Source organism: Pseudoalteromonas sp. PAB 2.2 (genome assembly GCF_001938575.1).
GTDB lineage: Bacteria > Pseudomonadota > Gammaproteobacteria > Enterobacterales > Alteromonadaceae > Pseudoalteromonas > Pseudoalteromonas lipolytica.
The window spans coordinates 78,315-92,276 of the sequence record NZ_LYPI01000021.1; the positions used below are offsets into that span (position 1 = coordinate 78,315).

Genomic DNA, 13,962 nt, shown 5'->3' on the forward strand with positions numbered 1-13,962 from the left:
GCTTACTCCAAAATAAATATATTGCGATAATGTTAACAGAGTTCACTGAGTGCTAATCGCTAAAATATAAGCTAGAATTTGTGATAATTAGTGAAAATCACTCAAATAGAAATGAAACTAGACAAAAAAGACCAACAATTGCTCAACGCACTACAAGATAATGCACGTACATCTGTGTCTGAGCTTGCTCAATCAGTCAGCCTTTCTGATACTCCTTGCCTGCGCCGAATTAAGAAGCTTGAATCAAGTAATGTGATTAGTGGTTATCATGCTGCAATTAACCCCAAAGCGGTTGACTTAAATGTCTCTGTTTATGCGTTTGTACGCTTAAATCAAAACTCAGTTGCTGCTGCAGAGCAGTTTGAACAGCAAGTGGAAAAGCTTGAACACGTACTGGAATGCTCGGTTATTTCAGGCAGCTATGATTATTTATTAAAAATAATTGCCGCTGATTTAGAAAGCTACGAAAGTTTTGTAAAACATAAATTAGGCAGTATCAATTGTATTGCCAATATCGAATCGACGGTGGTATTAAAGCAAGCATTCACTAAACGCCATTTACCTTTAGCGTGACGCTGCGTACTTGCAATACGACAATAACGCGATAAGCTGAATACTTAAAAGGACTCTTATACAATGAAATTCATCAACTTAGTTGCCTTTATTCTCATTCTTTTTGGACTCGGCAGCCCCCCATTACAGGCACAGCAAGAAACGTGTTTAACCCAACTGGAAGATGAAAATCTCATGATGAAAAGTAAGCGCGAAGGGCTTTTCAGAGAACCTCTTCCTCGCTCACACAGCACCTTTAGTTATAACACCGAGCAAGCGTATAGTGACTACCTTACAGCTGCTTACCTTGAAATTAGCAGCGAAAATCCCCGCGCAACGCTGCCTTGCCCAGTCTATACCGACATCTATAAGCTACTCGTTGCGCAAGGATCACGCCCTGCAAATGCAACAGTAGCAGATTTAATCAGCCCTTTTGAGTTAACACAAAAACAGAGCCGTAAGGCAGTGCTATTAATCCATGGCTTAACCGACTCACCTTTTACCTACCATGATTTAGCTCAAGTGTATTATCAACAAGGTTATACGGTACGTACCCTGTTATTACCAGGGCACGGTACAGCACCAGGAGCACTCAAAGAGATTAATGCCGACGACTGGTACAAGGCGAGCACTTACGCTATTGAACGCACGTTAAAAGATTTTGATCAGGTCATTTTAGGGGGGTATTCAACAGGTGCAGCAATGATCATTGATTATTTAACCCAAGGTCCCGTTGATAAACACATTATCGGCGCGATGCTGTTTTCACCCGCGACTGAGCCCCATAATAAAAATGGCTGGCTAGCCAAGTGGGTTAACGCGATACCCTTTATAAACTGGATAGATAAAGATGCCGATCTCGATTTTGCAAAATATGAGTCCTTTCCATTTAATGCCGCATCAGCCAGTTATGAAGCCATGAAGCGCATCAGCTTAGATAAACTAAAACACCGTTCACTACCTGATGTTGCTTTTTTTAGCACCTTTAGCGATGTTGATACCACGATTGATAATCAAGTAACGTTTAAATTATTAGCTAAGCTACACAATCCCAAAACTCATAAAAACAGCCAACTTAATCGCCTTGTTTATTACGGTGATGATAAAAATATACCCAATAGTTTTCCAGCCGATTACCCGATAATTAGCGATGACTGCGACACCGAAGACTGTAAAAATATTCAAGGCATGTCACATATTGGTATCGTTAATAAACCAAGCAATCCACACTATGGCCGCACTGCCCGCTATCGAAATTGTGGCAGTTATTTAGATGACGATACTCTATATAAAGCCTGTAAATATCAGCCTGAAATTGTTATTGGTGAGCGCACAGCAGAGAATTTAGCGAAGTATAAGCCATTTGCAAGACTCACCTTCAATCCATATTTCGATAAGCTCAGCTTGCACATCACAGACTTTATTAAAGACGTTGAAAGAGCCTCTGAACAATGAGCCAATTTAGTCACCGTTGGTTTAATCAAATAACGGATATTGATACGACAATTTGGCAGCATTTTTTTCATGATGCCCCCTTTACCGATCATGCTTTTTTAGCTGCGCTTGAGCACAGTGGCTGCGTGAGTAAAAACACAGGTTGGCAACCAATGCACCTGGCAATTTACCAGCAAAAACATATCGTTGCTCTACTACCTGGGTATATAAAGTATCACTCTTACGGTGAATATGTGTTTGACTGGGCATGGGCAGAGGCGTATCAACAACATGGTTTAGATTACTACCCCAAATGGTTATCTGCCGTGCCTTTTACCCCCATTGAAGGTCAAAGACTGAGCATTAACCACCCCAATCCAGACAGTGTTTATAATTATTTAACGCATGTATTAACGAATACTGCGCACGATAGGCAATGGTCGGGCTGGCATATCAACTTTTGCCACCAGCAACAGGCTGAATCACTAAAAAGCGATGCTGTTATGCTACGTCAAGGCGTCCAGTTTCAATGGTTTAATCAAGCATACTCTCACTTTGATGATTTTTTAGACTCACTGACAGCACGCAAGCGAAAGTCGATAAAAAAAGAGCGTGCCAAAATCACTCAACAACACATAACCATCGAGTGGAGAGAAGGTAACACTATAAGCGCTCAGGACATGCAGCTCTTTAGCCACTTTTATAGCCAAACTTATATTAAACGCTCAGGTCACACAGGTTATTTAAATAATGCGTTTTTTCAACGACTACGAGATACAATGCCCACACAGTTAGTATTAATGCTTGCTAAACAGGCTGATGAAGTTATCGCTGCGACTTTAAGCTTTAAAGATAAACAGTGTCTGTATGGTCGCTACTGGGGCGCAAATGATGAAATCGACAGTCTGCATTTTGAGCTGTGTTATTACCAAGGGATTGAATACTGCATTGCCAATAAGCTAAAACAGTTTCACTCTGGAGCACAAGGTGAGCATAAGATAAGCCGAGGGTTTCAGCCCGTTTACACTTACTCAGTACACCATATTCAACAGCCTGATTTTGCTGCGGCTATCAACGATTTTATCGCCAGAGAGCGCCAACACATGGCACTCTATAAAGCACAGTGCGATACCCTACTGCCGTTTAAACAGCAGTAATTGGTTGTTAGCTGGCATTTGTACATCTTCAACAAACATTAAGCCTGCCTGCTCTGCAAGTTGGCAAATAGCTTCAAAATCACGTATTGCACTGTTTGCATCTTGTTGCTTTAAAAAGGTATCAAATTCAGCGTTACTGGTACTTGTATAATTGCCTTGGTATTTAAATGGCCCATAAATACATAACTTTCCTTGGTGGGCTAAATGCTTTTCAACCCCTTGAAAGAAACGCTCAACCAGCGGCCAGCTAATAATATGCAGTGTATTAGCGGTATAGATTGCGTTCACGCTATCAACAGGCCAAGCATGCTGTAAATCTAGTGACAAAGGGGCATGCAAGTTAGCTAACGATGCTTCCTGATGCCATTGTAAAATACCTAAGTGATTCACCTCACGATCGCTGCATAGCCACTGCAAATGCGTTAAATGCTTGGCAAAGTGCACACTATGTTGCCCTGTACCTGAGCCAATTTCGAGTACATTTTCTACATCGGCAAAAAAGTCTTTTAATACGTGAAGAATGGGTGATTTGTTATTTTCACAGGCTTGAGAGAATGGTTTTTCCATACCAGTTTTTGCACCATGTTTGGTAATTAATGCACAACAGTAAAGCAAAAATCCACAATAATGTCGCGCTCTATTGCATTAAAAATAATTTAAATTCATTTAATTCAAAGGATTATATTTTATAAACATGATTGGTATAGCTTATGCAAATTCAGTAATGAGCAAACCAATAGGAGCAATATAATGTATATCTCACCTTACACTGCTGTCGATGCAGCCATTGCCGCGAGCGAGCGTGCAGAAAGCGAAAAAGCCGCCTTAACAAGTTGTGATGACAGAGCAACCGTGATTGATCTTCTTTCTCAATGCAATAAAGAAAATGTACAGGCGCCGAAAAAACATGAAACAGACCAGATTTTTATTCTTGGTTATAATTAAACTTCTGCAGTTAATCTATTCAGTCTTAACACCGTCATATAAGACTTGCACTAAAACCGATTAGCTGTAATGATAATAGTTATCATTACAGCTAATCGGTTTTCTTATGTACTCTCACAATGCTATGCTCAATTATCAGCGGCAAATGAAATGTGTTTGTCAAAGACCGGGGCTTCATGCTCCAGCGTTGGTTGCGGGCTATATTGAAGCGGGATTAAACATCGCACGCTATTACGAAAAACATCAAAGCTTTATTTTACAAGAATTGTATTTAAGGCGTACGTTTCATGAACTACTTGAGAAAATGTGCGATTCTCTAGTTCACAATGCTATTCGTAAGCAATGTTTAGCTCAACTCTACAAACCGCAGCTCGCGTTAAAGCGTTACTACAAAACTCATAACTGTATTGAAAAATATTTTTGCTTAGAGCGAGAAGCCTGCGTTCTAAGTCAAGAGTTTAACCCTATTTAGGAGTGTTTATGAGCAAATTTAGAACCGAATCAGATAGTATGGGTGAGCTACACGTTCCCGTAAATGCCTTGTATCAAGCTCAAACTCAACGTGCTATCAACAACTTTAAAATTAGCGGCTTGACCATGCCAAAGCAATTTATTACTGCCCTTGCCTACATTAAGCAAGCAGCGGCGCAGAGTAATGCAGCGCTAGGACATTTGAGCCAAGTAAAAGCGAATGCGATTGAACAAGCCTGCCAAGCCATCATTGATGGTAAGCACTTTTCGCAGTTTCCTGTCGATGTATTCCAAACCGGCTCCGGCACCAGCTCGAACATGAATGCTAACGAGGTTATTGCCACACTGGCAACGACCCTTGCTAATGAGCCAGTACACCCGAATGATGACGTCAACATGGGGCAAAGTTCTAATGATGTGATCCCCACTGCAATTGCCGTCAGCAGTGCAATTAATATTATTTACGAGTTATTTCCTAAACTAGACAAGCTGAGCCAACGCTTACAGAGTAAACAAGCTGAAGTGGGTCATATTATTAAAACGGGGCGTACTCACCTAATGGATGCAATGCCCGTCAGTTTTGCGCAAACACTCTCAGCATGGCAATGCCAAATCGATAACGCAATGACAGGCATACGCCAATCACTTGAGCGTGTTTGCGAGCTGGCTCAAGGAGGCACCGCGGTTGGTACTGGTATCAATGCAGACCCTGCATTTTCTGCTACTTTTTGCCAACACCTAAGCGAAAACGTAGGTATCCGTTTCAGTCCAAGTAAAAACTTTTTTTACAACATTGGCTCACAAGATGCCATTGTTTCATTATCTGGACAGCTCAAGGTCTTAGCTGTGGCGCAAATGAAAATAGCCAATGACTTACGCTGGATGAACTCAGGTCCACTTGCTGGTCTAGGTGAAATTGAATTAGAAGCTTTACAGCCCGGTTCATCGATCATGCCTGGTAAAGTGAATCCTGTGATCCCAGAAGCTGCCGCCATGGTCAGTGCGCAAGTCATTGGTAACGATGCCACCATTACAGTAGCAGGTCAGGCCGGTAATTTTGAGCTTAACGTGATGTTACCCGTGATTGCATTAAACATACTGCAAAGCATTGAGCTGTTGGCAAATAGTAGTGAGGCACTTGCCGATAAAGCCATTGCCAGTTTCAGTGTTAATCAAGACAATGTTGATAAAGCATTAGCTAAAAACCCTATTTTAGTCACCGCACTTAATCCGGTGATCGGCTATACGAAAGCCGCTAAAATTGCCAAACTGGCCTATCAAGAAGGTCGCCCTATTATTGATGTTGCCGCTGAGCATACTGACATTTCACGCGAAGAATTGAATACATTGCTCGACCCTGCAAAGCTTACAAAAGGTGGCTTATAGCAATTAAACCTGTACACAACGTAGCTCTGTAATGACAGAGCTACTTACTGAAAGACAACGTTTTTATTGCCCCTCTGAGTGCAAAGTGTATGATGGTGAGTACTTATTCAACGATTTATAGGTCCATTATGCGCTTTTCACTTTTAGCTGTATTATTTCCCGCGCTACTTACCGCGTGCTCTGATGCAGCAACAACCAAACAAACCGAATTACAAGCAACAACCAGTAAACTTGAAAATGCACCTCAAGCAGTTGAAATAAGCAAGTCGGCACCCGAAAAAACAACAATTACTGCTGCCCATCAACAGCTCAAACAACTCATTCAAGACCCAAGCTGCGATAACAGTAGCCAGTGTAAAGTACTTCCTGTTGGTAGCCGTGCATGCGGCGGCCCAAGCAGCTATGTTGTGTATTCAACTAAAACAGCCAATAGCAGTGAAGTTGAGAAAATAGCCCAAAAAATCACGAGCCTTGAAAGCCAATACAATGCTGCCAATGACGTTATGAGTATTTGTCAGCATCTAACGGCACCAGGCACACAGTGTTCTGCAAATACTTGTGTTAAAATCGATGGCTCAGCGGCAAGTGTATACTAAGGAATAAGCAATAATGGTTCGTTCATCGACTTTCAATAAACTTTTCATCACCACAACGATGTTGGCAGCGCTTGCATTAACAGGCTGTGAGAGCACCTCTGTTGGCGGCTCTACAGGTGTTGATTTAAGTGATTTAAATGAACAACTGGACGAGATCGTAAGTAACAATAGTTGCAGTGCAAGCTTCCAGTGTAAGGTGTTAGAAGTAGGTGAGCGCGCATGTGGTGGCCCAAGCCGCTATGTGGTTTATTCAACGCAAAACACCCCACAAGAGCAGGCCGAGCAGCTGGCTGAGCAGATCACTTCATTAGAAAAAGATTCAGAGCAACCGTTAAGTGTTAACGACTGCTCGCCGGTTTTGCCTGTACAATCTTTGTGTATTTCAGAGCAATGCCAAGCAATCGAAGTTAAGTAAATAATGTCATAAGGCCGGATACAATCACCACACTGATGATACACACTCCGGCCTTATAAATGTAGTGCACATGCATCGTGTTGTGCACCCAGTAAGCATAAATGTAACGCACAAAGTAACTTGCGGCGGTGCCAAATAATGCAAAAATAACTAAATACGCAATTAAAATAATATCCACAACACGCCACTTCTTTAAAACATCTCCCCCTCAGTGTAAGGGCTTAATGTCACAAAGGCAAAACTACCCCCCTTATTTACGTTGGCTGTGGGCAATCAATAGCTCTGCAACTCGCTGCTTTACCGCACGTTTATCATCTGCATCAACACCAAAACGCGCAGCTAAAAGAGCAATTTCTTCATCATTTAAATTAAACGATAAGCGTTGTCTGGTTTTTTTAGACTTAACGTCGAGCTCAAGAATTTTCCGAATCATATCTGATGGGGTCAGTTCTTGATCAATTGCTTGCTTTTTAATTGATTTTTGTACTTCACTGCTTAGATCAAACGCCATTTGCGTGGCGCGAACCGCTTGCTCCTGACGCTGCCATTTTGCTTTTGCATCACTCACTTGGCATCCCCAGGAAATAAATCAACAATATCACTGATCGGGCGTGTTAACGTGAGTGATACCTCGGTTTCACCACCTTCCCAAATTTCTATGTTCAAGCCATAACTCTCGTCATCCGAGCTTAAACAAATCATTTCGCATGGTTCACCGCCTTCATCTTCGTAGTGAGGTAATGGTTTATTGCGATAATCTTTATTATGAAAATAACATACATAGGGCGCTTCAGTTTGCTTGTAGCTCTTAGCTAAAAAGTGGCTAAAACGTTCAGGGGTGTTTTGCACGCTAATTGTGGTTAACTCATCTTCATCGAAGATACGTGCAAACTCATCAAGCGTAAAGATTTCGTCTACATCATCGCGTTGAATTTTAATCGCAAAGTTTGCCCATTGCTCACCATCATCAGATTCAATTTGCAAGAACACCACTTGGCCCGATTCACTCTCAAGAACGAGCTCATACTCAGCACTGCGTTGGTACTGATACGTTTGTACATCAATAACACGTAATGTCTGCCCCTTTAACCAGTTTGGATAAGCAAACGAATCAATCACGCTCAGCATATCACCTACTTGTAATTGGCTAGGTTCAGTTAATTGGCGCTCTGGGGCTTTTTTAGATTTGAAAAAGTTAAACATTGGCTGACTCCTTGTTGAAGCAAAAAAGGTAACCCTGTGCATGGGTTACCTTTTGTCTTTCCGCTAATAAAATTAGCTGTTTTGCTTAGCTTTAATGCGCGCCAAAATGTCTGCACTTTTAGGGTTAGTATCACCAATACCCGCTTCAGCCATTTTCGCTTTTAAATCATCGCCATTCGTATCCGCTTCTAACTGCTTAGCTGCACCAAGTTGATCTTGACGGTCTTGTTGGCGCTGTTTAATGCGCTCTAATGACTCACGCGCTGATGTCATTGATGAGCTGTTTGTATTCAGTGTGCTGTTTACTGCCATCGTTGCTTGTTGCACGCTTTCAGTTGTCTTAACCATCGTTAATTGACGTTGGTTCTCTTTAATCGACTTTTCAGCTTCTTTTACTTGCTGTTTTAGTGTCACAATGTGATTACTAAAACCGGCTAACACGCCTTCATGCTCTGCTTTTTCTGTTTCAAAGTCACCGATTTTCTCAGCAATCTCAAGCGCTAATGCTTCATTGCCTTTTTCAAGCGCTTGGCCTGCATAGGCTTCATGTTCAGCAATAGAGGCATCTAACGCACTAATTTTGCGCTTTGTTTGCATCTCTTTTGCCATCACTTCTGTTAGGCTTTTTTTAGCACGTTGTAACGCGTTTTGTGCATCAGCAATTTCTTGTTCGAAGATACGGATACCGTTTGCATCAACAATCGCTTGCCCTGCTTCACGAGCGCCACCACGTACAGCTGTAAATAGTTTCTTTAAAATACTCATAATCTTAACTCCGGAAATTGCTAATTAATCGTTTAAATAAATCGTCACGGCTTCAAGTGCATCAATCGCATTATCAGCGAGTGTTACCAGCTCATGGGTAATATCATCAAACGATGAATTAACCGACAATGCACCAAAAATAGCGTACTTATCATCAATCTTTGCAAATGCGCTTAATGGAATAGGCACGTTCAAACGTAATAAGGTTTCGTTTAACTTATCACGCATATCTGCTTTTACTTCGTCCTCTGCAAACAAGTAGCTAATACACAGTAGCTGCTCCTCGGTTTGCGTAACAAAGATAGGTAACTCATCATTCCCATCGACGATAACTTGCAATACATCTTGTTCGCCTGGGTTGGCAATCAAGAAAGACTCAAAGCTCACACCTTCTGTTTCAAAAGAAGCCAGTTTGATTGATAGTTCATTTAATTCCATGTCTCACCTTTTTACGTTTTGACATATTATGTCTGAGTTAAGATTTGCATAGCCGACATATTATGTCAACTATAAAATATCAATTTTTGTACAATTCGGTTTCAACTTGCCACGCTTGACGATAATAATCATACAGAGTTCCAGAACCTAATCTATTGACTTCAATTGTATTTACTTGTTCAAAATAATGATTCGGAAAAACAAAAGATGCCAATAAATACTCTTTACTTACCCAGCGAGAAGGTACTGGTAATTTGTCTGTTTCGCGAATTCGGCTACTCGCAGGCTTGCCTGTGGTGGTAGCAATAGTCCATCCCCATTGGCCAAATGAAGGGATATTTTGCTGGTATTGCTCTACGTAATTAAAACCGGCAGCCCTGACTGTTTTGGCAATGCTTAAGAACGCCTTTTTGGCGTGATAAGGAGACGTTGACTGCACTGCCATTGCACCATCTGGGGCTAATAACTGACGAACATGATTATAGAAATAATCACTGTACAATTTGTTTAAGTCAGGATGATTAGGGTCTGGTAAGTCAATTAAAATGGTGTCGAAACGCTCTCCTTTCGCAAGCATAGCTTCAACTTCCAAAAAGGCATCTGCAATACGGATTTGTGCTCGAGGATCGCTCATCGAGTGATTATTCAGCTCAATTAAGCGTTTTCTGATAGTCTCTGGCGCATCATAGTCGCCCACATCATTACCAAATAAGTTTAACAGCTGACCATCTAAGTCAACCAAGGTGACATGCTTTACTGGCCACTTTAAAACATCGCGAAGTGCCAACCCATCACCGCCGCCTATAATTAACACACGGTCATGGCGATTTGAAGCTAGCATCGCAGGATACACCAGCATCGAATGATAAATTTGCTCATCAACGCTTGAAAATTGCAAACGACCATTGAGGTATAAATCTGTGATCGCAGTTGGTTGATTGCGACTCAAACGCTCGGTTAACACCAAGTGCTGATACTTAGTTGCTTGCGAGTAGATGACTTTATCTTTATATAAAACGTTACTAAGATTTTTCATCCAGCTCGTACCAAGCACTAACACAAAAGCGAAAAATACTAATAGCAACACGTGACACATTAATAACACCTTCGCAAAACGCACGTGTTGATGGTAACGCCATAAAAAGATCAGCCCGGCAATAATATTAAACAATGCCGTCCAAGCAGCAGCCTGCATGATTGGCATTGCCAGCATAATACTCACCCAAATTGCAGCACCGACCCCAGCGCCAATATAATCAGCACCGTAAATTGTACCCGCGTTATTCTCTAAAAAACGGCCATAAACTTGCTGACGAATACGTGCTATTAACGGGATTTCCATACCGATTAAAAGCCCAAGCAACAGACCAAACACATAAGGTAAAAAACGAGACCACTCTTGTAGCTTTTCAAATACATAGCCATCCAGTACGGTATCTGCTGGTAAGTTAAAGATGCTAGAGAAGAGATGAGGTAATGAATAACTAACAGCTATCACACTGGCAATTGCTAAAATACACCCCATACCGACTAAGGCAATGATACTTTCAAGCCATGCAAATGCAGTAAATGCGTCTTTAAACCAACGCGCTAAAAATGCCCCGATCCCCATTGCCACGATCATTGTGCCTATCATGGCATAAATGGCGCTCTCAACAGAGCCAAGAACACGCCCTGCATAATGCGATAGTAGATATTCATAAATTAGGCCGCACCCAGCGAGTACGGCCATCACAGTAATTAATAAAAAATCATGCCCAAGTAGAGAGGCTCTACTTGGCGAAGCCGCTGTATGTGACACTTAATTAAGCACCTAACAACGTGGCCATGGTAGAGCCTATAGCAAATGATACCGCAGCAGAAATTGCCGCTACACCGACATTCTTCTGGCGATTAACTTCATCGGAAATATCACACCCTGCTAAAATGATTTTAATCGTTAGTAAGTGCAATAAAATAAAGGCTACGATACTTAGCGCGGCACTCAATGCCCAATACCCTAAGCTTGCTCCAATATTATCCGCAGCGTACGGGGCTATGCCTGATGCTGCTGTAAGCGCTAATGCACTGCCCACTAAGAAGCCTGCATAACGAATTCCCACTGCTAAGTTACCGTCAATCACCGCTTGCTGTAAGCAATCACCACTGCGATTTGTACGTTTGAACAGCTGAACTCGGTATTGGCTCACCAACAACATGGCGATACTGCCAATCACAAATGCGGCTATTACTATCGGAAGACCATGCCACCCCTCAGTAGCAACCCAAAATAAAGCTGAACGAATAACAATGGCAACACTAACAACATGTCCAAAATCAATAAGTGCAGCTGTTGCATTACCTTTGACGATTTCGTCATGCAAACTCACTTTACGCAGCGCCACTTTATCTTGGAAGAAATGACCAAGCTTAATGAGCGCAATCGCCATTACACCATAGCCCAGCATTTGTAGTGCTTCTTGTTGTAAACTGACTGCAAATGCACCACTGCTCACACCGCTAAGTACAATGGCTAACGCAACAAGCCCTGCTGCAAAACTAATACCAAACGCAAAGTTGTCACGTTCCGTAATCTCATCATTGGCATGTAGATTAGATACCCAGCCTTTAATAAACTTTAAGCTTACAAATAAGGCGATAATGATTGCAAAGTCGATTGCTAAAGCTTGCAATGACCACGTTGTTATTCCATTAAATTCATACATGTGTTGTAACTCCGATGGTTATTCTTTTCACTACTTACCGCGGCTAATGCCACGTGATGTTCTGCTCGAGCTATTGCGTAATGACCCGGAGCTTTTACTGTAACTACTACTAGAAGCATAGCTACTACGTGTGCGTGGCGGCGTATAGCTGCTACGGCTTAACCCTGATGCACCGCTTCGCTTGGTTGCATACGGGCTAGTGAATTGTTTACCTTGACGTTGATAAGACTGGCGTGTTCGTGTCTCAACAGTTTGTTGTGCCTTAATTTGTTTAGGGCTCGAATAACGATAACGGCCATAGTCATTGTAATAGCTGTATTTTCTGTTGCGGCTCCAACGACCATATTCAACACGATCAAACACATCACCGAGCATGCGATACATACCATACCAAACCCAAAAGCTAGTGCCGCTACTATTGGTTTGCCATTGGCCGTAATTAGGGTTGCCAACAAGCTGATTTCCTACGCTTTCACCTTCTGCAGCCTCACTAATTGCCCCAACACGCGCAAGCGCACCGTTTGACATATCGGCGAGCATATTTATTGGGTCAGTTAAAGCGTCTTGGAATAAAGACGGTTTTGCGGCGTCACGAATTAAATCAAGTTGATGAAGGGTGTCTTCATAAGGCGGAATTAAGCTCGTTGCTTTGACATCCGCTAAACGCTGTTTAAGCCCACTGTAAATAGCACCTTCTCGGGTTGCATCAAGGCTAATAACACGCGCAATTTCAGAAAGTTGTGGTTGCTGCTCCGTGAGGACCTTTGCATACTGTTTAAGTAAAGTCGCATTACGAAGAGAGCCATTATCAAGCGCAGTACCCAACTGATTTAACTCTACTTCAGCTTTTTCTATGGATTGTTGTATTGTTTGTTTCAGCTGCTCTTCCTTCGACTCACAGCCCATAAGCAAGCTTACCAAACAAAACAGGCTAATAAGTTTCCAAGCTTTTATTTGAGACATTCATGTCACCTGATTGTGGTTAAAAACCCAATTAGTTTTACATAGCTCAGGTACTAAACCAAGATGAAAATTGCAACAAAGGGTAAATAGGGTGGTAATTCGTCAGGCAGCTTGCCAAGTGAAGACTCATTATTAATAGATGAGAATGAATGCTTGATAAAGTAGGCCTATTTTAAAGATTTGAGCCCACGACTCCATTCACTTTTGATTTGTACATCGTGATTAAACATCTGATTATAAAGCATGGAAACGGCTTTAGCAGTGAATATCAGTGGTTATGCATGAAGAGCATATCAGACTCTTTCGGCACTCAAGTACCTCCTACTACGCGCTAATTTGGTTAGCGTAAAGTGAAGTAGCCAATTTTAGAGCCTTCAACCTTGTCATCATGATTAAACATCGTTATTAAGAAGTGTAGGAACGGCTTTAGCCGTGAATGTCAGTGGTTATGTATGAAGGGCATATCAGGTACTTCGGCACTAAAGTGCCTCCTACGTCTCTTCACCTTGCGCTTATGCGTCTTTTATCTCTGTATGCTATCTCAGTATGATACTGGACGATTATCTCTGTATGGTACTGGACGATTTAGCCCTGAACGCAAAAAACCCGCTGCATTGCTGCAACGGGTTTCTCTAATTAGGAGCCTGGCGATGTCCTACTTTCACATGGCAAATGCCACACTATCATCGGCGCTGTTTCGTTTCACTACTGAGTTCGGCATGGGGTCAGGTGGGTCCAAAACGCTATTGTCACCAAGCAAAATGCGTGGAAAGGATTCTCGACAAAGCGCATCGCGCTTACGAGTCCTTTGCGCAAGGTGAACTGATTTCGCATTAAGCGCTGCGGTTCACCCTACATAAAATTCGGAAATCTGATAATCGTAAATCTACTTTAGTATACTAACTTCTGTCTGTTACGCTGTCATAAAACGC

The 13,962-nt window shown here is 42.0% G+C and carries 16 protein-coding genes and 1 rRNA gene; 7 read left to right on the forward strand and 10 right to left on the reverse strand.

Features of this window, described 5'->3' with window-relative positions; all coding sequences use genetic code 11:
• Positions 1 to 111 precede the first annotated feature (111 nt).
• The 3 genes from BWD47_RS17780 to BWD47_RS17790 all read left to right on the forward strand — a co-directional run bounded on the left by BWD47_RS17780 (position 112) and on the right by BWD47_RS17790 (position 3,143).
• On the forward strand, positions 112 to 573 hold the full coding sequence (locus BWD47_RS17780) for an Lrp/AsnC family transcriptional regulator (protein WP_036974343.1): 462 nt from the start codon (positions 112 to 114) through the stop codon (positions 571 to 573).
• A gap of 63 nt (positions 574 to 636) precedes the next feature.
• Complete coding sequence (locus BWD47_RS17785) at positions 637 to 2,007, forward strand: carboxylesterase (protein WP_075594406.1); 1,371 nt, start codon at positions 637 to 639, stop codon at positions 2,005 to 2,007.
• Positions 2,004 to 3,143 carry a GNAT family N-acetyltransferase gene (locus tag BWD47_RS17790; RefSeq protein WP_065978865.1) on the forward strand — a complete coding sequence of 380 codons (1,140 nt, stop codon included), beginning with the start codon at positions 2,004 to 2,006 and terminating at the stop codon, positions 3,141 to 3,143. The genes BWD47_RS17785 and BWD47_RS17790 overlap by 4 nt, the downstream gene beginning before the upstream one ends.
• Here the strand turns inward: BWD47_RS17790 and BWD47_RS17795 are convergent.
• A complete protein-coding gene (locus BWD47_RS17795; protein WP_075594407.1) occupies positions 3,120 to 3,710 on the reverse strand; it encodes a DUF938 domain-containing protein in 591 nt (196 codons plus the stop codon). The two genes, BWD47_RS17790 and BWD47_RS17795, sit on opposite strands and share 24 nt — an antisense overlap.
• Positions 3,711 to 3,893: 183 nt before the next feature.
• On the opposite strand from BWD47_RS17795, the gene BWD47_RS17800 reads away from it, so the two are divergent.
• From BWD47_RS17800 to BWD47_RS17820, 4 genes are all read left to right on the forward strand, one after another.
• On the forward strand, positions 3,894 to 4,088 hold the full coding sequence (locus tag BWD47_RS17800) for a hypothetical protein (protein ID WP_036974335.1): 195 nt from the start codon (positions 3,894 to 3,896) through the stop codon (positions 4,086 to 4,088).
• 480 nt (positions 4,089 to 4,568) lie between these two features.
• The gene (locus tag BWD47_RS17810) at positions 4,569 to 5,945 is read left to right on the forward strand and encodes a lyase family protein (protein ID WP_074989604.1); all 1,377 of its coding nucleotides are present in this window, start codon (positions 4,569 to 4,571) and stop codon (positions 5,943 to 5,945) included.
• A 128-nt stretch (positions 5,946 to 6,073) separates the two neighbouring features.
• Positions 6,074 to 6,541: a hypothetical protein gene (locus BWD47_RS17815; protein WP_036974330.1), complete on the forward strand. Its 468-nt coding sequence runs from the start codon at positions 6,074 to 6,076 to the stop codon at positions 6,539 to 6,541.
• 13 nt (positions 6,542 to 6,554) lie between these two features.
• Positions 6,555 to 6,956 (forward strand): hypothetical protein, encoded by a 402-nt coding sequence (locus BWD47_RS17820; protein WP_075594408.1) that lies wholly within the window; start codon positions 6,555 to 6,557, stop codon positions 6,954 to 6,956.
• Here the strand turns inward: BWD47_RS17820 and BWD47_RS17825 are convergent.
• The 9 genes from BWD47_RS17825 to rrf all read right to left on the reverse strand — a co-directional run bounded on the left by BWD47_RS17825 (position 6,949) and on the right by rrf (position 13,787).
• Entirely contained in the window at positions 6,949 to 7,134 is a 186-nt protein-coding gene (locus BWD47_RS17825) for a hypothetical protein (protein WP_036974327.1), read from the reverse strand. The two genes, BWD47_RS17820 and BWD47_RS17825, sit on opposite strands and share 8 nt — an antisense overlap.
• A gap of 72 nt (positions 7,135 to 7,206) precedes the next feature.
• Positions 7,207 to 7,524 carry a hypothetical protein gene (locus BWD47_RS17830; protein WP_036974326.1) on the reverse strand — a complete coding sequence of 106 codons (318 nt, stop codon included), beginning with the start codon at positions 7,522 to 7,524 and terminating at the stop codon, positions 7,207 to 7,209.
• Complete coding sequence (locus tag BWD47_RS17835; RefSeq protein WP_075594409.1) at positions 7,521 to 8,159, reverse strand: hypothetical protein; 639 nt, start codon at positions 8,157 to 8,159, stop codon at positions 7,521 to 7,523. The genes BWD47_RS17830 and BWD47_RS17835 overlap by 4 nt, the downstream gene beginning before the upstream one ends.
• 72 nt (positions 8,160 to 8,231) lie before the next feature.
• Positions 8,232 to 8,924, reverse strand: coding sequence for a PspA/IM30 family protein (locus BWD47_RS17840; RefSeq protein ID WP_036974322.1), 693 nt, complete (start codon positions 8,922 to 8,924; stop codon positions 8,232 to 8,234).
• A 24-nt stretch (positions 8,925 to 8,948) separates the two neighbouring features.
• Positions 8,949 to 9,362, reverse strand: coding sequence for a YjfI family protein (locus BWD47_RS17845; RefSeq protein WP_075594410.1), 414 nt, complete (start codon positions 9,360 to 9,362; stop codon positions 8,949 to 8,951).
• A gap of 79 nt (positions 9,363 to 9,441) precedes the next feature.
• Positions 9,442 to 11,163 carry a polyamine aminopropyltransferase gene (locus BWD47_RS17850; protein WP_036974318.1) on the reverse strand — a complete coding sequence of 574 codons (1,722 nt, stop codon included), beginning with the start codon at positions 11,161 to 11,163 and terminating at the stop codon, positions 9,442 to 9,444.
• Between the two features lie 4 nt (positions 11,164 to 11,167).
• Complete coding sequence (locus tag BWD47_RS17855) at positions 11,168 to 12,067, reverse strand: DUF350 domain-containing protein (RefSeq protein ID WP_075594411.1); 900 nt, start codon at positions 12,065 to 12,067, stop codon at positions 11,168 to 11,170.
• A gap of 30 nt (positions 12,068 to 12,097) precedes the next feature.
• Positions 12,098 to 13,030 carry a hypothetical protein gene (locus BWD47_RS17860; RefSeq protein ID WP_036974313.1) on the reverse strand — a complete coding sequence of 311 codons (933 nt, stop codon included), beginning with the start codon at positions 13,028 to 13,030 and terminating at the stop codon, positions 12,098 to 12,100.
• Positions 13,031 to 13,672: 642 nt separating this feature from the next.
• Positions 13,673 to 13,787, reverse strand: a 5S ribosomal RNA gene (gene rrf, locus BWD47_RS17865).
• Between the last annotated feature and the right edge of the window lie 175 nt (positions 13,788 to 13,962).

Excerpts from the sequence above, each read along its gene's own strand:
- BWD47_RS17785 (WP_075594406.1), top strand. The coding sequence starts at position 637 with ATGAAATTCATCAACTTAGTTGCCTTTATTCTCATTCTTTTTGGACTC.
- BWD47_RS17860 (WP_036974313.1), bottom strand. The coding sequence starts at position 13,030 with ATGTCTCAAATAAAAGCTTGGAAACTTATTAGCCTGTTTTGTTTGGTA.
- BWD47_RS17835 (WP_075594409.1), bottom strand. The coding sequence starts at position 8,159 with ATGTTTAACTTTTTCAAATCTAAAAAAGCCCCAGAGCGCCAATTAACT.
- BWD47_RS17795 (WP_075594407.1), bottom strand. The coding sequence starts at position 3,710 with ATGGAAAAACCATTCTCTCAAGCCTGTGAAAATAACAAATCACCCATT.
- BWD47_RS17820 (WP_075594408.1), top strand. The coding sequence starts at position 6,555 with ATGGTTCGTTCATCGACTTTCAATAAACTTTTCATCACCACAACGATG.
- BWD47_RS17840 (WP_036974322.1), bottom strand. The coding sequence starts at position 8,924 with ATGAGTATTTTAAAGAAACTATTTACAGCTGTACGTGGTGGCGCTCGT.
- BWD47_RS17855 (WP_075594411.1), bottom strand. The coding sequence starts at position 12,067 with ATGTATGAATTTAATGGAATAACAACGTGGTCATTGCAAGCTTTAGCA.
- BWD47_RS17815 (WP_036974330.1), top strand. The coding sequence starts at position 6,074 with ATGCGCTTTTCACTTTTAGCTGTATTATTTCCCGCGCTACTTACCGCG.
- BWD47_RS17845 (WP_075594410.1), bottom strand. The coding sequence starts at position 9,362 with ATGGAATTAAATGAACTATCAATCAAACTGGCTTCTTTTGAAACAGAA.
- BWD47_RS17810 (WP_074989604.1), top strand. The coding sequence starts at position 4,569 with ATGAGCAAATTTAGAACCGAATCAGATAGTATGGGTGAGCTACACGTT.
- BWD47_RS17800 (WP_036974335.1), top strand. The coding sequence starts at position 3,894 with ATGTATATCTCACCTTACACTGCTGTCGATGCAGCCATTGCCGCGAGC.
- BWD47_RS17780 (WP_036974343.1), top strand. The coding sequence starts at position 112 with ATGAAACTAGACAAAAAAGACCAACAATTGCTCAACGCACTACAAGAT.
- BWD47_RS17790 (WP_065978865.1), top strand. The coding sequence starts at position 2,004 with ATGAGCCAATTTAGTCACCGTTGGTTTAATCAAATAACGGATATTGAT.